Source organism: Butyricicoccus sp. AM32-19 (assembly GCF_003480365.1).
GTDB lineage: Bacteria > Bacillota > Clostridia > Oscillospirales > Butyricicoccaceae > Agathobaculum > Agathobaculum butyriciproducens.
In genome coordinates, this window is sequence record NZ_QUIX01000005.1 from 61,957 (window position 1) to 82,300 (window position 20,344).

24 protein-coding genes are annotated in these 20,344 nt (G+C 51.3%); 20 read left to right on the plus strand and 4 right to left on the minus strand.

Annotated features, from left to right (window positions below):
- Positions 1-75 precede the first annotated feature (75 nt).
- The 3 genes from DW806_RS06155 (at position 76) to DW806_RS15020 (ending at position 1,207) form a co-directional block, all read left to right on the plus strand.
- Positions 76-606 (plus strand): sigma-70 family RNA polymerase sigma factor, encoded by a 531-nt coding sequence (locus DW806_RS06155; RefSeq protein ID WP_243022659.1) that lies wholly within the window; start codon positions 76-78, stop codon positions 604-606.
- A 76-nt stretch (positions 607-682) separates the two neighbouring features.
- Positions 683-958, plus strand: a complete 276-nt coding sequence (locus DW806_RS06160) for a zinc-ribbon domain containing protein (protein ID WP_117490422.1) — start codon at positions 683-685, stop codon at positions 956-958.
- 48 nt (positions 959-1,006) lie between these two features.
- Positions 1,007-1,207 carry a hypothetical protein gene (locus DW806_RS15020; RefSeq protein WP_147358086.1) on the plus strand — a complete coding sequence of 67 codons (201 nt, stop codon included), beginning with the start codon at positions 1,007-1,009 and terminating at the stop codon, positions 1,205-1,207.
- Positions 1,208-1,390: 183 nt separating this feature from the next.
- Here the strand turns inward: DW806_RS15020 and DW806_RS06170 are convergent, their stop codons facing one another.
- Complete coding sequence (locus DW806_RS06170) at positions 1,391-1,753, minus strand: hypothetical protein (protein ID WP_118729452.1); 363 nt, start codon at positions 1,751-1,753, stop codon at positions 1,391-1,393.
- Between the two features lie 231 nt (positions 1,754-1,984).
- Between DW806_RS06170 and DW806_RS06175 the strand changes: the two genes are divergently transcribed.
- The 4 genes from DW806_RS06175 to groL all read left to right on the plus strand — a co-directional run bounded on the left by DW806_RS06175 (position 1,985) and on the right by groL (position 6,094).
- A complete protein-coding gene (locus DW806_RS06175) occupies positions 1,985-2,362 on the plus strand; it encodes a hypothetical protein (RefSeq protein WP_118729453.1) in 378 nt (125 codons plus the stop codon).
- Between the two features lie 442 nt (positions 2,363-2,804).
- Positions 2,805-3,989, plus strand: a complete 1,185-nt coding sequence (locus DW806_RS06180) for a THUMP domain-containing class I SAM-dependent RNA methyltransferase (protein ID WP_118729454.1) — start codon at positions 2,805-2,807, stop codon at positions 3,987-3,989.
- 174 nt (positions 3,990-4,163) lie between these two features.
- A complete protein-coding gene (locus DW806_RS06185; protein WP_110436870.1) occupies positions 4,164-4,448 on the plus strand; it encodes a co-chaperone GroES in 285 nt (94 codons plus the stop codon).
- Positions 4,449-4,468: 20 nt separating this feature from the next.
- A complete protein-coding gene (gene groL / locus DW806_RS06190) occupies positions 4,469-6,094 on the plus strand; it encodes a chaperonin GroEL (RefSeq protein WP_118285517.1) in 1,626 nt (541 codons plus the stop codon).
- Between the two features lie 342 nt (positions 6,095-6,436).
- Here groL and glyA read toward each other — a convergent pair whose 3' ends face one another.
- The 3 genes from glyA to DW806_RS06205 form a co-directional block, all read right to left on the minus strand.
- The gene (gene glyA, locus DW806_RS06195; RefSeq protein ID WP_118729455.1) at positions 6,437-7,690 is read right to left on the minus strand and encodes a serine hydroxymethyltransferase; all 1,254 of its coding nucleotides are present in this window, start codon (positions 7,688-7,690) and stop codon (positions 6,437-6,439) included.
- Between the two features lie 288 nt (positions 7,691-7,978).
- Positions 7,979-9,055: an IS30 family transposase gene (locus DW806_RS06200; protein WP_117751798.1), complete on the minus strand. Its 1,077-nt coding sequence runs from the start codon at positions 9,053-9,055 to the stop codon at positions 7,979-7,981.
- Between the two features lie 188 nt (positions 9,056-9,243).
- Complete coding sequence (locus DW806_RS06205) at positions 9,244-9,456, minus strand: hypothetical protein (RefSeq protein ID WP_117488166.1); 213 nt, start codon at positions 9,454-9,456, stop codon at positions 9,244-9,246.
- 407 nt (positions 9,457-9,863) lie between these two features.
- Between DW806_RS06205 and DW806_RS06210 the strand changes: the two genes are divergently transcribed.
- The 13 genes from DW806_RS06210 (at position 9,864) to DW806_RS06270 (ending at position 20,332) form a co-directional block, all read left to right on the plus strand.
- Positions 9,864-10,091, plus strand: a complete 228-nt coding sequence (locus tag DW806_RS06210; protein ID WP_116705647.1) for a hypothetical protein — start codon at positions 9,864-9,866, stop codon at positions 10,089-10,091.
- A gap of 205 nt (positions 10,092-10,296) precedes the next feature.
- Positions 10,297-10,512, plus strand: coding sequence for a hypothetical protein (locus DW806_RS06215; RefSeq protein ID WP_116705646.1), 216 nt, complete (start codon positions 10,297-10,299; stop codon positions 10,510-10,512).
- Positions 10,513-10,720: 208 nt separating this feature from the next.
- Entirely contained in the window at positions 10,721-11,032 is a 312-nt protein-coding gene (locus tag DW806_RS06220) for a hypothetical protein (protein WP_117488168.1), read from the plus strand.
- Positions 11,033-11,049: 17 nt separating this feature from the next.
- Positions 11,050-12,054: an AcrVA2 family anti-CRISPR protein gene (locus DW806_RS06225; protein WP_117488170.1), complete on the plus strand. Its 1,005-nt coding sequence runs from the start codon at positions 11,050-11,052 to the stop codon at positions 12,052-12,054.
- 428 nt (positions 12,055-12,482) lie between these two features.
- Positions 12,483-12,755, plus strand: coding sequence for a hypothetical protein (locus DW806_RS06230; RefSeq protein ID WP_118667833.1), 273 nt, complete (start codon positions 12,483-12,485; stop codon positions 12,753-12,755).
- Entirely contained in the window at positions 12,724-13,716 is a 993-nt protein-coding gene (locus DW806_RS06235) for a DUF3991 and toprim domain-containing protein (protein ID WP_158576729.1), read from the plus strand. The genes DW806_RS06230 and DW806_RS06235 overlap by 32 nt, the downstream gene beginning before the upstream one ends.
- Positions 13,717-13,822: 106 nt before the next feature.
- Entirely contained in the window at positions 13,823-14,131 is a 309-nt protein-coding gene (locus DW806_RS06240; RefSeq protein WP_117488174.1) for a plasmid mobilization protein, read from the plus strand.
- The gene (locus tag DW806_RS06245; protein ID WP_118729457.1) at positions 14,131-15,606 is read left to right on the plus strand and encodes a relaxase/mobilization nuclease domain-containing protein; all 1,476 of its coding nucleotides are present in this window, start codon (positions 14,131-14,133) and stop codon (positions 15,604-15,606) included. The genes DW806_RS06240 and DW806_RS06245 overlap by 1 nt, the downstream gene beginning before the upstream one ends.
- Positions 15,515-16,354, plus strand: a complete 840-nt coding sequence (locus DW806_RS06250; protein ID WP_158576730.1) for a DUF3801 domain-containing protein — start codon at positions 15,515-15,517, stop codon at positions 16,352-16,354. The genes DW806_RS06245 and DW806_RS06250 overlap by 92 nt, the downstream gene beginning before the upstream one ends.
- A 15-nt stretch (positions 16,355-16,369) precedes the next feature.
- Complete coding sequence (locus DW806_RS06255; RefSeq protein WP_118667837.1) at positions 16,370-17,779, plus strand: hypothetical protein; 1,410 nt, start codon at positions 16,370-16,372, stop codon at positions 17,777-17,779.
- Positions 17,748-18,611 (plus strand): class D sortase, encoded by an 864-nt coding sequence (locus DW806_RS06260; RefSeq protein WP_242988028.1) that lies wholly within the window; start codon positions 17,748-17,750, stop codon positions 18,609-18,611. The genes DW806_RS06255 and DW806_RS06260 overlap by 32 nt, the downstream gene beginning before the upstream one ends.
- A 174-nt stretch (positions 18,612-18,785) precedes the next feature.
- Entirely contained in the window at positions 18,786-19,073 is a 288-nt protein-coding gene (locus DW806_RS06265; RefSeq protein ID WP_118729458.1) for a hypothetical protein, read from the plus strand.
- Between the two features lie 23 nt (positions 19,074-19,096).
- Entirely contained in the window at positions 19,097-20,332 is a 1,236-nt protein-coding gene (locus DW806_RS06270; protein ID WP_118667839.1) for a CAP domain-containing protein, read from the plus strand.
- Positions 20,333-20,344: the final 12 nt, after the last annotated feature.

Genomic DNA, 20,344 nt, shown 5'->3' on the forward strand with positions numbered 1-20,344 from the left:
TATCAAATACAGCCATCGAACGGGATTCCGGATGAAAAGCTGTGCCGTCTGGCACGGCAAGGAGACGGACCTGCGATGGAGAATCTGATCCGTCGTTATACCCGTCTGGTCAAGACCTGTGCGCGGCCCTACTTTCTGGCAGGCGCCGATGCAGAGGATCTGATGCAGGAGGGCATGCTCGGGCTGCTGAATGCCGTCCGGGAGTACGACGAGAGCAAGGGCATACCCTTTGGAGCGTTTGCACGGTTGTGCATCACGCGGAAGATTTATTCCGCAGTGAAGGCGGCAGCGTCGCTCAAGCACGACCCGCTCAATCAGTCCATGTCAATCGATCGACCTCTGTTTGAAGACCTTGCGGAATCGCGTACCCGGGTAACTGCACCGAATGGTGATCCTGAATCGCTTGTTATCGGCAATGAGGAGAGGGAAGAGCGGAAAAAGAAGCTCTACTCGCTTTTGTCTGAATTTGAGGCACAGGTTTTGACGTTGTTTTTGGACGGCTTATCGTATGAAGAGATGTCCGAAGCGCTGCACAAACCAATCAAATCTGTGGATAATGCCGTCCAACGCATCAAGCGAAAATCGGCAGCCATTAAACCTATTTAGGCGATAGCAGGCGCAGTGTCTGTACGCATATATTTCAAGTTTCCCGAGGGAACAGTATCAAAGAGAGGTAAAAACCATGTACGAAGACAAGACTTTAGTATGCAAGGAATGCGGTAAGGAGTTCGTGTTCACCGCCGGCGAGCAGGAGTTTTACGCAGAGCGCGGTTTCCAGAACGAGCCGCAGCGCTGCAAGAGCTGCCGTGACGCGCGCAAGAACGCTGCACGCGGTCCGCGTGAGTTCTTCACCGCTACCTGTGCTGCTTGTGGCGGCGAGGCTCGCGTTCCGTTCGAGCCGAAATCTGACCGCCCGGTATATTGCAGCGAGTGCTTCGCAAAGATGCGTGAGCAGTGATACCGTAACGATAAAAAATCAATAAATGACACGTTAAAAGTGCCAGTAATGACTTTTCTCATTGCTGGTGCTTTTTTCTTTGCCCAAAGGAAAGGAATCGGCAAGGGAATGTGTGTTCCGAAAAATGATAAAGAAATGAAGAATCGGATCCGCAGGCGAAGGGCGGCTTGCGGCAAAAGAAAACCTCTGCTCAAAATGAGCAGAGGTTTTCTTTTGATTTTAAGCAATAACATCGTATTTCAGGATTAAGCCACGTTTCTGCCGGTCGTCAAGGTCAGCAATAGCGGCATCAATACTGGGAAATAAGCAAGGGCAGATATGGCCTTTGCTAAGATTCACGAAGCTGTACATGTTTGTTCCCTTGTGGGGGAGCAGAAGTACGTCCAGCGTTTCGTTGCGCTTAAAAATGCAGAAATGCATAGAGAAGATCCTTTACTTGGCTTCGTTGATGGTAAGCAGCTCCTCGATCGTCTCTTTCTGCCGGCGAAGAAAGCCGAGATAGAAACCGTCAGAAACGGAAAATGCGATGAATGCTGCGTGCAGCAGAAGGGCTCTGATATGTATGAGAAGAGCTATAATCTCCGCGATGTTCATATTTTTTGATGTGTAGAAGGCATAGGTGGGATTGGTGAGAAGCAGATAAAAGTCCCTTAAGATAAACGCACTAACCGGAATCAGGGCGAACGATAAGGCAATCCAAACGCGGGTGTCTTTCTTAAGGGCCTCGTATAAATGCAGAATGTCGGCGTGCTTGGATTCCAGTTCCTCGTGCGAAAAGCGGGAATAGTAATCCAAGTCACATAGTTTCTGGTACTGATGAATTCGGCTGCGCCGTTTTCATCGGACTTTGATGGTATATTGCTGGGCATAGGCGATAACTCCTGTAATTGGGGTAGTTCTTGATAAAAAGAAAAGGAAGACCCTAAAGAGCCTTCCTTATCGAAAGTGTCGGTAATGAAATTCTCATTACCGGCACTTTTTATTTGTCCGCAGTAAAAATAGGCCTCAAATAAGGAGGAAAAAGGTGTGAAAAATGAAAAAATGATCTATCTCCCATATGTTCGTTTTGAGCAGGAAGAAGGAGAAGCGGAGGGTATCGGCTGGTACTTTACGCAGTACAATGCCGAAACTGGAGAAGGTAAAGGCTGGCACGGAACAGAGTTCATGCCGGATTACTTCTTTGAAACGAACTGCGAGTGCGGCGAACCGGAAACAAAGTTCTTTGACGTGCATATCAATGAGCCGATCGAGCAGTGGAGTTGGCCGGAACCGCCGGATGACGATGCGTTCACGAACTACGATGCGTGTTCCAACACAACGCGGGTTTCGCTGTCAAGTGCCTTCAAGTGCTCGGCGAGAGAAGCCAATCCTCCCGCGTTGCGGACAACATCCAACGGCAGCTGAACAACCTCGCCCAAAGAACGAAGCGATGCAGCCGTGCTCTTTCTGCTTGGAACATCAATACCCACTGTGTTCATAGAAACACTCCTGTTTGGAATTTGCAATGGACAACGCCCTCTTTACCCATTGCCGATTCTATCTGTTTGCCTACATGAATGCGCTGGCTCTACCTGCACAAATCGAACACTGCTTTAATCCGCACACGGCGCGGGAAAAAGGTTTAGTGGCCTACGGGCAAACCTTGGTGTCTCCCTCTTGCGCCCATGCAGGGCAGGCAAGAGCGTTATCGCTTCTCAAGCGATAACGCTCCGAATAGCGGCATTCAGAAAACCGCGTTATCTCGTCGCAAATCTTGACAAAATCCTTAAAAACCGATACAATATAAAGGTTAAAAAGGACTTTCGGCTCCTGCTATGACGGCGGGAGCCTTTTTGGAGGAAACACGATGGAACTTACATTATGCTGTCCGACTTTATTCGGGCTGGAGGGCATCGTCGCGGACGAGCTGCGCTTCGGCGGCAGGCTGACCGACGTGCACGCGGAAAACGGCCGCGTGCTGTTCACCGGTGACGAAAACACGCTTGCATGGGCGAACCTGAACCTGCGGTGCGCCGAGCGTGTGCTCATCCGCATCGGCACATTCAAAGCCAAAACGTTCGACCAGTTGTTCGAGGGCGTAAAAGCACTCCCGTGGGAGCAGTTCATTTCGGCAGACGGCGCATTTCCGGTCAAGGGTCACAGTCTGGACTCCACGCTGCACTCGATTCCGGACTGCCAGAAGATCATCAAAAAGGCAGTCGTATCGCGCCTGGGCGCGAAGTACGGTCAGACCTGGTTTGATGAGATTGGTGAAAAGTATCAGATTCAGTTCGCCATCATGCACGATGTGGCTGAGCTGTACCTCGATACCTCGGGTGCCGGTCTGCACAAGCGCGGCTACCGCGCCAACAGCAATGCGGCGCCGCTTCGTGAGACGCTGGCGGCGGCTATGGTCAAGCTGGCGCGCTGGCGCGGGCGCGATCCGTTCCTCGACCCGTTCTGCGGCTCGGGCACGATCGCGATTGAGGCGGCCATGATCGCGCAGCGCCGTGCCCCCGGTCTGCTGCGCCGCTTTGACGCGGAAAGGTGGAGCTGCTTTGACAAGTCGGTCTGGCAGCAGGCGCGCGAGAGTGCGCTCGACCTTGCCCAGCCGGACGCAAAATTCGATATCGTCGGCAGCGACATTGACCCGGACTGCGTGCAGCTGTCCATCGAGAACGCGCGCAAGGCCGGTGTGGCGAACACGGTGTTCTTCGAGCGCGCGGACGCAGTAAAGCGCGATTACAGCGGTGCAGGCGTACTGTTTGCCAATCCGCCGTACGGTGAGCGTCTGCTGGACTTGCAGCAGGCGGAAAAGCTGTACGCCGACCTCGGCAGAGCGACAAAAAACAGCCCGATGAAGCAGTATCTGCTCAGTTCGGACCCGCTGTTCGAGCGCTGCTACGGCCGCAAGGCGGATAAGCGCCGCAAGCTGTACAACGGCATGATCAAGTGCGAGCTGCATATGTATTTTAAAGACCCGTCTGCATCGAACAGGGGAGAGAATAAGCACTCCGACCGACCGTCTGCTAAACGGCCTGCAAAACGCTGAGCGGTACAGGGCACTGTTCATAATTTGTTCAGAAAATTTTTGTGAAAATTCCGGATTACCCCCTTGCATATTGCGGCTCCTTGGTGTAAGATAATACTCGAAGTTAGCACTCGGGTAATTTGAGTGCTAACCCCCGACATTGTAAAATCTTATTTTTCATAGGAGGAATCCATTATGAAGCTCAAGCCCCTTTGCGACCGCGTAGTTATCAAGATGGTCGAGGCGGAGGAGACCACCGCAAGCGGCATTATTCTTACCGCATCCGCACAGGAGAAGCCCCAGGTTGCTGAAATCATCGAAGTAGGCCCGGGCGGCGTTGTTGACGGCAAGGAAATCAAGATGGAAGTTCAGAAGGGTCAGAAGGTCATCACCGGCAAGTACACCGGTACTGAGGTTAAGCTGGACGGCGAGAAGTATATCATCGTTCGTCAGAGCGACATTCTGGCAATCGTAGAGTAATTTTCAGGAGGTAATTCATCATGGCTAAGCAGCTTATTTACGGCGAGGACGCGCGCAAGGCTCTGCAGCGCGGTATTGATCAGCTCGCTGATACCGTTAAGGTAACCATCGGTCCGAAGGGCCGCAACGTTGTACTGGATAAGAAGTACGGCGGTCCGCTGATTACCAACGACGGTGTTACCATCGCTAAGGAGATCGAGCTGGACGACGCTTTCGAGAACATGGGCGCACAGCTTGTTAAGGAAGTTGCCACCAAGACCAACGACATCGCAGGCGACGGCACCACCACCGCTACCGTTCTGGCGCAGGCTTTCGTTCGTGAGGGTCTGAAGAACGTAGCAGCAGGTGCAAACCCGATGGTAATGCGCCGCGGTATCGCCAAGGCAGTCAAGGCTGCTGTTGCAGCGATTGCTGAGAACTCCAAGAAGGTTGACGGCACGAACGACATCGCACGTGTAGGCGCTATCTCCTCCAGCTCCGACGAGATCGGCACCCTGATCGCAGAGGCTATGGAGAAGGTTTCCACCGACGGCGTTATCACCGTTGAGGAGTCCAAGACCGCTGAGACCTACTCTGAGGTTGTTGAGGGCATGCAGTTCGACCGCGGTTATATCACCCCGTATATGTGCACCGACACCGAGAAGATGGAAGCAAACCTGGACGACGCTCTGGTGCTGATCACCGATAAGAAGCTGTCCAACATTCAGGAGCTGCTGCCGATCCTCGAGCAGGTTGTTAAGGCTGGCAAGAAGCTGCTGCTCATCGCTGAGGACGTTGAGGGCGAGGCTCTGTCCACCCTGATCGTAAACCGTCTGCGCGGCACCTTCACCTGCGTAGCTGTTAAGGCTCCGGGCTTTGGCGATCGCCGCAAGGATATGCTCCGCGACATCGCAATCCTGACCGGCGGTACCGTAATCTCCGAGGAGGTTGGTATCGAGCTGAAGGACGCTACCATGGATATGCTGGGTTCTGCCCGTCAGATCAAGGTAACCAAGGAGAACACCACCATCGTTGACGGTGCTGGCGACAAGCAGGCTATCGCAAACCGCGTTGCTGAGATCCGCGGCGCAATCGAGCGCACCACCTCTGACTTCGACCGTGAGAAGCTGCAGGAGCGTCTGGCTAAGCTGGCCGGCGGCGTAGCAGTTATCAAGGTTGGCGCTGCAACCGAGACTGAGATGAAGGAGCAGAAGCTCCGCATCGAGGATGCACTGAACGCAACCCGCGCAGCTGTTGAGGAAGGCATCGTAGCAGGCGGCGGTGTAGCTTATGTAAACGCTATCGCAGCGGTTGAGGCTCTGGCTGCAGAGGCAACCGGCGATGAGAAGACCGGTATGCAGATCGTTGCACGCGGTCTGGAAGCACCGATGAAGCAGATCGCTGCCAACGCAGGCATCGAGGGCGCAATCGTTGTTGATAAGGTAAAGCACGCTGACAAGGTTGGCTACGGCTTTGACGCTGCAACCGAGACCTACGGCGACATGATTGCAAACGGCATCGTTGACCCGACCAAGGTAAACCGTTCCGCACTGCAGAATGCAGCATCCGTTGCTTCGATGGTCCTGACCACCGAGAGCCTGGTTGCTGATAAGAAGGAGCCTGTTGCTCCGGCTCCGGCTGCTCCGGATATGGGCGGTATGTACTAAGCAGTACCGAAAAACGCTGAAAACACTGGAGATTTCAAGGGTTCAAAGGCAAACTTACCATAAACTTACGACAATCGTCAGTGGAAAGACGCCAGATATGTATGAGGCCGACGCCTGCAAAATGCAGGCGTCGGCCTTTTTCTGTTGTCGAAAAATTACAGATACAAATGTGCTTAATGTATTCTTCAAGAGGCTTGAGACTTACCCGGAAATGAAAACAGAGCGCTTCACAGCAGTGAAACGCTCTGTTTTTGTATGAGTATCATCGAATTTGCGTGCTCCGGAGTTTTATGCAGCCATTGCTCGAAAATCCGGATGAAGCAGTTCCGCAGCAGCCGGAGATTATTCGTACAGCGGGAACTTCTCGGTGAGTGCCAGAACGCGTGCGGAAATCTCGTCCTTCTTCTCATCGTAGTGATAGATGCAGTCTGCAATGCAGTCCGCGATGACCTTCATCTCTTCCACGCCCATGCCGCGGGTCGTAGCGGCCGGGGTGCCCAGACGAACGCCAGAGGTGATGAACGGGCTGCGCTTCTCACCCGGAACGGTGTTCTTGTTGGCGGTGATGTGAACCGAATCCAGACGCGCCTCCAGATCCTTGCCGGTGCACTCCTCGTCGGTCAGATCAACGAGCAGCAGGTGATTGTCGGTACCGCCGGAAACCAGCTTGACACCGCGTGCCTGCAGCTGTGCAGCCATAGCCTTGGCATTCTCAACGATCTTGCGTGCGTACTCCTTGAACTCCGGCTGCAGTGCCTCGCCGAAGCAAACCGCCTTGGAAGCGATAACATGCTCGAGCGGGCCGCCCTGGGTGCCCGGGAATACAGCGGAGTTAATGCGCTTTGCCAGAACAGCGTTGTTGGTCAGGATCAGGCCGCCGCGCGGACCGCGAAGCGTCTTGTGGGTGGTGGTGGTAACAACGTCAGCATACGGCATCGGGTTCTGGTGCTGACCGCCGGCAACCAGACCGGCAATGTGCGCCATATCGACCATCAGGTAAGCGCCGTAGCCATGTGCGACCTCGGCCATTTTCTCGAAGTCGATGGCACGCGGATACGCGGATGCACCTGCAACGATCAGCTTCGGGCGATGCTTCTTGACAGCCTTCTCAAGCTCAGCGTAGTCGATGAAGCCATCCTCGTTTACGCCGTAGGAAACAAAGTGGTAGTTCTTGCCGGACTGGTTGACCGGAGAGCCGTGGCTCAGGTGACCGCCCTGAGACAGATCCATGCCCATAACGGTGTCGCCCAGGTCGAGCAGAGCGAAGTAAACCGCAAGGTTGGCCTGTGCACCGGAGTGCGGCTGAACATTCGCATATTTTGCACCGAACAGCTCACATGCGCGCTCGATTGCGATACGCTCTACCTTGTCAACAAATTCACAGCCGCCGTAGTAGCGCTTGCCGGGAAGACCCTCTGCGTACTTATTGGTCAGCACGCTGCCCATAGCAGCCATAACGCCGGGAGAAACGATATTTTCGCTGGCGATCAGCTCGATATTCTGGCGCTGACGGTGCAGCTCCTCGTTCATCGCACTGCCCAGCTCGGGGTCGATCGACTGGATCATACCGATGGAATCCATCATTTCTTTGTACATTTGAACTACCTCCAAGCTTTAGTAGTATAAAGTTCTCTTTGACTATACCATTGCCCTCATAAAAAAGCAAGTCGATTTTATGAAAAATATAACCAAGCTGAGTAGCAAGAGTAAAATTAACACAAATTGATAGAAGATTTTTAGGCATTGTGTACATCATACACAATGCCTTTACTTTTTACGCTTTATCAGCACTTTTTTGGGGTAATTCGAGGTATTTTAAGCACGCCAACAAGGAGTGACTTTTTTCGCCACTCCTAAAATGAGAAAATATGCGATTTTGACGGCTTATTCCTGCTGCTGCATATACAGTTCGTACACTGTATTGGAGGTTGCCCAGCTGAGAACCTTGCGTGGATAGTTATTGATCCAGTCCTGCAAGGCAGCGATCTGTGCTGCCGTCACCTTGGAGAAGTCAGTACCTTTTGGAAACCATCGCCGGATTAGACGATTAGCGTTCTCGTTAGAACCACGCTCCCAGCTATGGTGGGCATGACAGTAATAGACTTTCGTGCGCTTCTCACTCTTGCGCAGGCCGGAGTTCTCCATGCCATCCACATTGGCAAATTCGCTGCCGTTATCTACGGTGATCGTTCGGAAAGTATCTGTGAATTTCTTTGCACCCATACTGCGTTCAAGACGATTGAGCGCACGAACTACGCTGGCAGAGGTACGGTCGCGCATCTTGATAATGAGTTCTTTGCGCGACAGGCGCTCCGTCAGTACGAGTAAGGCCGGTTTCAGCCGAACGGCTTTTGCCTTTTTCGTGGTGGTATACACAGTATCCATCTCCCAATGGCCGAGCGTTGTACGCTCATCTACTTCCTCTGGGCGATAATCAATGCTGGTTCCGGCAGATACACGCTTCTGTGTTTTGATACGTCTATATTTGCGCTTCTGTCTACCTTTCATGGGCAAATCTGTTCTGTTGATATTCAGAACGCCGGTATCAATATAGTTGTATACGGTGCGCGCACAAATTTTCACATCAAAATCCCAGCCTTTGTTGTTCAATTCGGCCACTGCCGCCGAGGGCGAGTAATTCTTTTTGATGACCAGAGTTTCCAAAGCCTTAGCGAGCTTGTGATCGTGTCCAATCTTGACCTGTGCACCTTTAGCTGCAAGATTAGTCTGATAACGCTGCTCTGCAATTTCCGGCGAATATCTAATTTCCGTAGTCAGGTCGGAATTTGTGTGTTCATACTGACCGCGTTTTAACTCGTTGCATACAGTTACATGGCTGCATCCAACAACATCTGCTATATCGCGTGTGCTATGACCCTGTAAGCGTAGATGCTCAATCAGCAGGCGTTGTGTTTGCTTTAAGTGTTGTCCTTTTCGGTATCGTTGAATAGTTGCACTCATTATATCTATCCCCTATATATTGTGGTATGCAAAAGATTATAACACATTATATATGATAAATCTTTGGTAAAAGCAAACAAAAATCAATATCTGTGATATGTAGATAACAACAATACAACATATTGTGTCAGTTGCTAATATACGAATTAAAGAAAAAAGAAAAAGACTGCGTAAGCAGTCTTTTTTGTTTATGGAATTACAGTTCCATCGGGGAATTGAAAACAGATCTTTGCTTCTGCGCCGATGGCTTCTCCGATAGCAGTCCATTCTTCTGGTGAAAGTTTTCCGGTGGAAAGGCGCTTGCTCAACAGTTGTGGTGACCAGTCTAATCGACGAGCTAATTCGGCATTGGATAGATCGCAGTATGCGAGCGCCTGCTTTACGATTTGTTTTGTTGTCATAATATTACCCCCTTGCAATGAAGTATAAACCAAAAAGTATAAAATGTCAATATTTTAGTTTATAAATATCAACTAAAGGGTTGACAATATAAACCGAATGGTTTATAATATACTTGTAAGGCAAGGAGAGTAAAACCTCTGATCTGAAAGGAAGTGAGGTAGCATGGAGGAAATGACCTGTAAGGAAATCGCCAGACTGATCGAATGGCTGAAATCCAAGGGGCATACGCCCGACGAAATCATTGCTTGCATTGAGCATATCAGCAAGTAATGAAAATGGCTTGCGGTAACGCCGACCAAAGCCACACCGCAAGCCAAAAATCAAAAGGCCAGCCGGAAGCCTTACTCCGGCTGTACCTTGATTATAACCCGAGTAAGGCACTAAAATCAAGGGAGGAAGTCTGAAAATGAACCATAAGTATGAGCAGCGCACAATCTGTCCGAATGGCGAGATCAGAACTCGGACGATTGATGCAAACGAACTTGTCGATCTGCTGTTGCAGATGCACTTTTTGAAGCAGAGCGGCGAACAGCTTATGCTGGAAAGCAATGCGAACGATGAAAACGGCTGGGCGTGGAACCAGATCAAGGTAACTCGCGGTAAAACGGTTTCATATTTCACTCGTATCGGCTAAAAGATAGTACTGTGCGAAAACGTTATCATATCGGAGTGCGACTGCTCTCAGTGCCCGACGCGCGAGCTATGCGAGGCTCTATGCGCTTATGATAACCGCTAAGCAACATCCATTTTGGCGCAATTTCTCTTGACAACACGCCAAAATGGCGTTATAGAAGAGATACAGAACACCAACCAACAGCATAGAATCAAGGAGGAAAACCATGAAAATCATCAGTAATGAAACCGGCGAAACCATTGCCAACATCCTTACCAACCACAGCATGACCCTCGACGAAGCCCTCGACCTCGTAGGTGCAGAGCCCCTCGAAGCCGAAAACTCGTGTGACCCGGATTACATCCTTAACGGCGTTGAACTCTGGTACGACGATCTCGACCTCGTACCGGATAATTACGGCGAGGAAAGCGAGGACGAGTGAACGGTCCTGCCCAGCCCGGCAAAAGCTCCCGCAGTGATAGTTGGGACATCACCGGGCAACGCCACGGCAGTCTGACCGCGATCCGTCCCACAGACAAAAGGCATTTACAAAGCGCCACCTGTGGGACTGATGCAAGACAGATCGGGTATATCAGAGGGAGCCGCCGCTCCCTCTGATATAAACAGAAGCTACAAGGAGGATAGCAACCATGAAACTTCAGTTTTTCTCTTTAACCCCGTCAGTGCCCGGTGTGAATATGCTGCGGCTGAAAGACGGTGTATACAGCCGCGTTCCGCTGTTGCCGGGTGCGCCTGTTGAGGTACGCCGCAAGGTGCTTTGCGAAGATGCAGGAGCACCGGTTTCGCAAGTGTGGGCACGAGCGCTGGATAAGGAATTGTATCCGATGCTGATTACCAGTCATCACATCGGCGTACTGGAATTTGCGATCCCGGCTGATGCTGATTATTACACCGAAGCCGAAGTACAGGCCATCGACACGCAGCGCGTACAGCGTGCATAAAGAAAGAGGAAAATCATATGTTGACTGAGCAAAACACTCCATTGCCGCTGGTGCGGCAATGGAGCAACCTTATTCCGCATTGCTGGGAGGATTTAGACGAGCTGGCCGATAAAACCCGTGCAACGCAGCCCTCTAATATGGCTGCGGATGCGGAACTGTATGCAGCTATGAGCATTGTACAGGCACACGCTGTAAATGGTGCTCTGCCCGTGGAGATCTCGCACGCATCGTTCGAGCTTTTCTGCTGTGCGCTTTGGCGGCGCAACAAGGTCGTGTACACCTTTGATGATACGCTGGCCGCAGAGCTTGTACAGCAGGCCGACGAGTGGGACGATAGTGATAATCTGCCGATCGAGGTACTGCTGCATCCGCCGTACCGCTGTGCTTTTATCTCCTGTTCCGGCGTTATTGACCCGGAGATTATCGGTTTCTTCCCGTTTATCGTGCGAGATATGGATAAAGGAACACCTGTCTTTTACGTTTGTGTGGTGTACAAAACTTTCAGTACCTTGACTATGCCGCTATATCTTAATGGCCTGACGGTTGGCGATTGCATCAATGCAACGACCAAAGCGGCAAACCGAGCAAAACATCCGGACGGCTATGAGGTAAATTTAGACCGCACCACTATTTTGCGATACCTGAATTTGTACTTATATATCTGCGCCGCTAATGCGGATATAGCATCGACACCGGCGCAGACATACCGCCCACGTTCGGCTGCCGCACCGATCCGCGACAGGTTCCGCGAGGTGCAGTCATATGATACCGGTCTGGCAATCGGCTCGGCCTTGCGCCGAGCGCAGGCCGAGGAGAAAAACACCAAAGCACAGCAGCGCGGCACTGCTCGTCGGCGCAGCGGCCACATTCGCACGCACACTCGTCGCGGACACTGGCACCACTTTTGGACTGGCAGTAAGTCCAAGCCGGAAAGCCGCAAAGTCGTTCTGCGCTGGCTGCATCCGATGCTGGTCGGTCGCAGCGATGAACCGGACACAACCACGGTTCACCCAGTCCAATAATCAACTTTACGATTTTCTCGAAAACGGCTCTAAGTGGTCAAAAAAGTTCAAAATCAATATTTCAAAGGTCGAAGCAATTCGACCTTTTTTCTATGCTCTCAAGTCGGATTTTATCAGACATCGTGTTTAGTAAGTCTGAAATTTTGTAAACAAATTGTGAACAATCATCGAAAAAGTGTTACAACCCCCCCTCTATATGAGTATAGTAGAGGCTTTTATTTTAAGGTGCTATTTTCGATAACCGAAATTCATAACTTTTTTGCCCTTTTACAAAATCCTCTGCTGTACCTTGATAACCGAACAGCATGGGTGCGCTCCTGTGAAGCAAGCGCCGGAAGTTGAACTCCGTTAGGATAAAGGGAAGATAACAGCGAGCGTCAGCGGCTTAATACTGACGCATGAGAAAACAAAGAAAGGAGGGATTGTATATGGCAAGTACCAATGAACAGATCAAACGCATCGAAACTGATATTTTGAAAGTGCAGACCAAAATCAAAGCGTATCAGGAGAAGCTCTCGCAGCTTACCGAGAAGCGCAAACAGTTGCAGGAACGCGCACTGCTCGAAAAGATCAGTGAGATTGCACCAACCTATGACGATGCGCAGACACTGCTTGACCTGTTAGCAGCAGAGCGCCCGTCAGCAGCTACTAAGGACGGAGGAAATGCGCATGACAACGAACGCGAACCGCCGCGTGACTGACGAGCAGATCGAACGCGCACGCAGCATTGACCTTGTGCAGTTCTTGCAGCAGTATGAGCCGCCCGGAGAGCTGAAACGCATTGGTCAGTCATGGACACTGAAATCTCATGACAGTATGCGTATCTCAGCAGATGGTCGATGGAACTGGTTCTCACAGAACAAGGGCGGCGGCGATGCAATCGGCTTTCTTCAAGCCGTTCATGGCATGAGTTTTCAGGATGCAGTACGCACACTGGCCGGTGAAGATTTTAAGACGATCCCCACCACGCAGGCAGAGCACAAAGCAAAGCCGCCTGAGCGCGCAGCGTTCGCCCTGCCGCCAAAGAATAACGGCAACCGCCGCGTGTTTGCATACCTGCATCGGTCGCGCGGCATTGCGGCAGAGATCATCAATCACTGTATCAAGAATGATCTGCTGTATGAGGACGCGCAGCATCACAATGCTGTGTTCGTTGGCAAGGACGAAAACCACAATGCGAGGTACGCTTTTCTGCGAGGTACGCTCACCGCTTCACACTTTCGGCAGGAAGCAACCGGCAGTGATAAAAGCTACGGATTTTTTCTGCGCGGCAGCGGCAAAACCTTGTTCGTTTGCGAAGCTGCGATTGATGCGCTTTCCATCGCAACGCTGCGGAAGTTTGATGGTCTGGATTGGAAGAAAGACAACTATCTTGCACTCGGCGGTGTGACGGCATCGGAGAGTAAACTGCCTGCTGCGCTGGAGCGAACGCTTAATACTTTTTCTTTTAAGCGGGTCGTTCTTTGTTTCGATAACGACGCAGCCGGACAGACCGCAGCGCGCAGAATTTTCACGATGCTGCGTCAGCAGTTCTCGGAAAATCTTGAAGTGCAAACCTGTGTTCCCAAAGTGAAAGATTTCAATGATCAGCTTTGTGTTAAACTGCAAAACGGAAAAAATTCGCCCTCGCGCGGGACGCGCGAAAGCACTTTATCACGCTAAAGGTTAGAGTTCCCGCAAGCATAGGGTTTTGGGTACCCAAAACCCGGCTTGTTAAGGGGATACCCCCTAATACCCCCAAGCGACCATAGAACAAGGAATTGTTAAAATGAGAAAGCGAGTACACCAAATAAAGTTCCGTTTGGACGATGATGAGCTTATGCTGCTCCGGCGAAAATTGCGTGAAAGCAATTTGTCGATGGCTGAGTATTTTCGCAGATTACTGGTATATGGCGAAATCAAAATCTATCCAAATGCGTTTGTTGCAGACCTGCAAAAACAGGTCAAAGGCGTTGGTCGTAATGTTAATCAGATCACGCGCCTTGCACACATTTCCGGCAAGGTATCGCTCGAAACTTTGCGTCAAATTTCCGAAGCGCAGGAGAAGATCGAGCAGCAGCTTGAGAGGTTGAACTAATGGCGGTTTTGCAAATTCATGTTATCCGAGAGCAGCTGCGGCATCGTATTGATTATGTAATGAACCAAGAGAAAACAGAGTGTAAAGGTTTTCACAGTTTCTTCGGAATTAAGGACACGCTGACTTCCGGTTTCACTTGCGCGTGCGATGAAGCCTATCAGCAGATGATGGAAACCAAGCAGCACGAAAAGAAAACGGATAAAGTCCTCGGATACCATTATATTCAGTCGTTCAAGCCGGGTGAAGTCACGCCGGAAGAAGCGCACCAAGTTGGGTGCGAATTTATCGAGCGATGCTTCGCAGAAGATTTTGAAGTTGTGATAGGCACTCACACAGATCATGCGCATATACACAACCACATAATTCTCAATTCAGTGTCGTTCGTGGACGGTCACAAGTTCCAATCCACACCGGCAAGTTTCTACAAGCTGAGGGAAATCTCTGATGAGATTTGCCGAGCGCATCACCTGTCGGTTATCGACGAACCCAAGACCCGCAAGGCCAAGCACTATGCGGAATGGAAAGCCGAACAGGAGTACCGCCCAACAATCCGAAATGAGATCCGGCGTGACATTGATGTCGTACTCAAGCAGTCACATTCGCTCAATAATTTTTGGGAACTGCTTAGGCTGCGCGGCTACGAAATCAAGTTCAATGAAAAGCGCAAGTACGCTGCCATTCGCCCGCCGAACGGTAAGCGTTTTATTCGTATGAAATCGCTCGGTGAGGAATACACACCGCGCGAACTTGTGAAGCGGCTGGAAGCCGCCGACAAAAGCGAAGTTGCGGCAAACCGGAGAGCCTTTCAGCAAGTCTATCAGCAGAGAAAACACCGAAAGAAATATTACGCGCTGCCATGGACAATCATTCCGCATCGGCGGCTTACGCTGCGCGGCATTCGTGCCTTGTACTGGCGCTATGTTTATATGCTTAGTAAGGTGCGCGCGCGCAAAGCACCGCGCGCAGTCCGCGGCGTAATGCTCGATGAGTTAAAGAAACTGGAGCGATATTCGCAGCAGTATTATTTCTTGCGTGATAATCGACTGAACACGAAAGCAGATGTGAACCTGTACGAAGAAGCGCTATCGAATGAAATTTATGTTTTGACAGACAGGAGAAAACATCTGTATGCAGAATGTCGAAAGCCGGATGCTGATAAGCAGACGCTCAAAGCGCAGACCAAAGGATTGACCGAAGAACTGCGTGTGCTGCGAAAAAAGCAGCGCACCTGTAAGACGGTTTTAGAAAACGCGCCCGCCATGGAGGAACGGCTGGAAGCAGCAAACACTGAGTGGCAGCGTATTGAAAGAAATGAAGATGAACATAGTAAGGAAGTGAAACCAAATGTCGGTAGAAGCAGAAGCGGCGGAACGAGTGCTGCGCATGGAGATCATGCTGACCGAATCCGCAGTCAAACTCGCGGCAACCGGAGCAGTAAACCTCGCAATGCTGCTGATCGCGGCTGTGAGAAATGAAGTCCACATGGGTGGAAGAACCAATGTGGCAAAAATGCTGGAGCAAGGCAAACAGATCACAGCATTTCCTATTAACACAGACAGTTTGACGAAGTTTGCCGAACTGGCAAAGAAGCACAAATTAGCCTGCGGCTATATCCCTGACCCGCAGAACCCAGCGACTACAAATGTTGTCATCAAGACCGAAGATGCAGAGCTTGCAAATAAGATTCGCAAGGACGCAGGTATCGAGATTTTGCCGGGTATCGACGAAAAAAAACAGAACGCCAGTCCGTTCGCCAGCGTGTCGCAGAAATCCGAAAATACAATGGCGCGCGAACTGGCATCAACAATGACTACGGCGATGACGAAGAACAGTCCGACGATCAATCCTATTCAAACTATGAATAATGGTATCACGCAAGATCAGGCAAATATGATGCTGATGCGACTTACCGCTCTGAGAGGTGTGCTGGCAAACGGCGGCAATGTTCATGAGTGCCAGGCAGCACTTATTGCGGTCACAGATGAATTGAAGCATTTGCTGACGCCGCCAGAACAGATGCAGGAAACGGACAAAGCGGAGCAGTCCAAGTCGGAGGATAGATCTGAGGAAAGAAAGGCTGCGGCCCCGAAGCCGAGCGGTAAAGGAAAGGTATCTATCCGGCAGCGCGTTGCGGATATTAAAGCGCGTGCCACACATACGCCGCAGCATACCAAGGATAAACAGTATCAGCCGAAACATTCTATCAACGATCTGACAAAATAAATGAGGAGTGAGAAAGTGAAGATCAAAAAATTTTGCGCGACCGCCACCCTGCTGGCAGCGGCGTGCGCAATGCAGGCCGGAGCGCTGGCGGCAGAAGCACCGGCAGCGACCGGAACTGCAACCCAGAGCACCGTAGGGACGGCGGTTACAGCGACCAACCAGACAGCCAACACCGATGCGGCCACCGGAGAGCTGCTGCCCAGCGATGTGCAGACAAGCTCGGACGGCTTGCAGCTGAAGAAGATCTACGATGTGGGCAAAACCACCTCGCCGGATAAAATCCCGCAAGCGGATTTTGAGCGTGGCGGCTTTAAGTACACTTTTGAGGATCTTCTGAAAATCGAACTGCCAGAGATGGATCGCAAGGTTCATTCGGAAACGGTGACGGTCAGCTCCAGCAGCAATAACACCAATGATGTGCTGTCGTTGCTGCCGAAAAGCAAATCCGTCAGCACAACAGACGGTTATACCGGCACAGCCTATCTCGATATTTCCAGCATCTCCACTAAGGTTGCAGGTACGGAGAGCGTATCAAACGATTTGAGCGCTACTCGTGAATACCCCGGTATGACCGAAATGGATATGGAGAGCATCCCAAAGAGCATTACGGAAAACGGACATACCCTGCGCTTTGCCGATGTGGAGTGGAAAGAAGCAAACGACGAAGCGGATAACTTCGGAACAGTTCAGACCACTTACACCGCTGTTGTAAACTATACCGGTACCGCGACCTCCAGCCGCACGACCGGCTATACAGTTACAGCTACCTATGCCGGTGAGGTATCTCGCCGGAACAACGAAGGTGTGCGCTACATTGCGGTTTACAACGGCACACCGATTGAAGAAATTCCGGCAATCCCGGAGGAAGAACAGGGACACGAGGAAGATCCGCCGGACTTAACCGGTCTGATCGACCCGGAGCAGCAGGACAACCAGAACGATGAACGCAAAGCGCCGTTGCTCAGTTGGGTGCTGTGTGCCATCTTTGGTATCTTGATGCTCCTGTTTGCGTTCCGGCCCCCGATGTGCCGCCGCATGATGCGGCAGATGCAGATGGGCGCGCAGGCTGTCCGCGAGAAAATCAACAATGAAACGGAGAGGATAAAAAGTGAAAGACAAGCAGAGGAAGAAAAGGAGCGTGAGCGCCAGCAGATTTTCGGACCGCTTGAAAAAGTCAAAGCCGCAATCCGAAACCGCCGGAAACGCAAGGGCGGCAAGCACAGTATCCCCGCACTCGCAGCTCCCGCAGAAGAAAAACAGTACGGCAACAGCGATGAAATCGCTGCTGAAAGCGCCGATGCAGTGGACGAAACCGAGGATTACGCCGGTCTGGAAGATGTGGAGCCGGAGTTCTCTCAGCAGGACGCTCCTGTCCAGCGCGATGGCGCTGACGATGATGGCGAGTACCCCGGCATTCGCCTCTAACCTGACCTACAATTTTTCGGGTGCATCGGCTGGTAACTTTGGCAAGTCCACCTCGATTGACCCGGTAACGACGATTGGTGCGGATAGTGTCAACCGCGATATTTCCAAGAACAGCGCATTTATCCCGCCGGAATTCGGCTCGCCGCAGGCGGATATTCTCGGCACAGGTGAGCTGCTTACGCCGGATATTTCGGGCGTTGAGCCGATGTTCCCGCACTCCACGCAGGCGAATTTCGGTCAGACTGTCACCTCGAATGGTGCAATGTCGGGCGGCGGCGAGATCATCATGCCGCCGGATGCGGAGAATACGACCGTATCCAGCGCGCCGATCTATGAGATCAGCACCGGTACGGGAGCTGTATCGGAAACCGACTCTCTCGGCGGCTATACAGGCGGCGGCGCAGATGCAGCCTACGGCTCCGGTTATACTTCTACCTCCGGTATGAAGTATTCGGACGGCAGTATCGGAAAGCTGTCTATTCCGTCCATCGGTGTAAACAAAAAGGTATACGACGGCGAAACCATTGCCAATATGCGGCTCGGTGCGGCACACTTTGAGGGTACAAGCGGCTGGGACGGCAATGTCGCAATGTGCGGTCACAATCGCGGCAGCTACGGCTACTTCGGCAATATCCACACGCTGAAAAATGGTGATACAATCTCCTATACTACCATTTTCGGCACGCGCACCTACAAGGTATACAGCGTTCGTAAGATTGCCAAGACCGATACAAGCGTACTTGACCCGTCCGATGCGAACATCATCACACTGATTACCTGCGTGCGTGATGTGCCCAGCCAGCGCTGGTGCGTACAGGCGATGGCAATTTAAGCGGCTACCTAACAAAGTAACCTCGGCAGCGAGAAAGTCCGCTATATTGGACATACCATGTGCTATTATAAAAATATGAAAAACCTCGTCAATAACACTTGACAAATAATGGAAATTATGATATGATATAGTTGAAGAAATATAGCATATCACAAATCGAAGGAGGCGGATTATATGAGGTATGTACGATGGAGAGCACCGGAGGTTGAAGCAGTAGATACTATAATGCTCGGTGGATTTGGACTTCTGCTCCTGATCCCGCATTTGATCCTGCTGCTCATCAAAACACGCTTTATCATTCCGGTGATTTATTCACTGATTGTTGATATTCACTTTCATGAATGGGAAGCAGCACATCATGTTCTGTCCAACAGAATTGAAATTGCGCTTATTGTGTTGGTGATCGTGTCGTGGATTGTAACGCTGATTCGCACTATCAAGCGCCGCCTTGACAACCGATAACCATTAAAGAGGAGGTTCTGACCATGACCAAGAGGATTTTCGTAACTGCTATTGCTGCGGCGGTAATCGCGGCATCGCTACCGACCGCAGGTGCAGCAAACGCATTAACCGCTGTGCCGACCCGAACCAAGGGACAGGCTGTTTATGTTGGCTCTACCCGCGTGTACCCGACCGGATACAACATCAACGACAACAACTATTTTAAGCTGCGCGATGTTGGTAAACTGGCAGGCTTTGGCGTGGACTGGAACGAGGACACGCGCACTGTCGAGATCAGCACTACGCGCACTGCACCGGAGCTGACCGGAATTGCAGACACTGCCGTAACCGGCGCGACCGCCAAGCCGACCGACCAGCGTATCACTGTGGACGGCAAGGATGTAAGCATGACAGCCTACAAAATCAAGGGCAACAACTATGTCAAGCTGCGCGACATTGGCAAGACCATCAATTTCGGTGTATCCTTTAACATGGCTACCAAGGCGGTCATCATTGACCCGAACGGTACTTATGTTGAGGAAGTCAAGCCGACACCCTCCACGCCTACGGCCGCTGCCATTACCAAGTGGAACAGCACCATGGACGAGTTTAACGAGGAAATGATCCAGAACCACAGCGACAAGGCCAAGCTGCTTGCTATCGCTGCGAAGTATGGCACGACCATTACCGGCAAGGCTAACGCCACCACCGCTGATGTGATCTCCGCGCTGGAGAGCATGACCGGCGCGCCGGTTGATGCGATCTCGTTCGACGATAAGCCGGTCAGCCTGTATTGGGCAAAGCAGCTCCGCAAAGCTAACGGCGAAACCGTCAAGGACGATACGAGCGTATCTGATAACCAAACCTCGACCGGTGCGACCGTTACCGATGCGATGCTCCGTCAGTGGGAGCAGGAAATGATTGTGCGTATCAACGAGGAACGCGCTAAAGTCGGTGCTCCGGCACTGGTGCAAGATAAAAACTTGATGCAGTGGGCACAGTATTGGGCAAAGCATCTTACTACCGAATTTAGACATTCTGTATGGAGCGATAATACAGCCTATGCTAAGTTGGTCGGAATTTCTGCTGATGATATTGACAGTGGCGAGAACATTGGCACAACGAATTTTTCCGATCCGGTCACTTCTTGCATGACAGGTTTTTATAATTCAGAAGGTCATCGTAGAACCATGCTTAACCCCGAATATAATCGTGTCGGAATTGGCTTCGCAGTATCTGGTAATGGCGATGTTTATTGCGCACAGGAGTTCATGAAGTAACAGAATCATAAC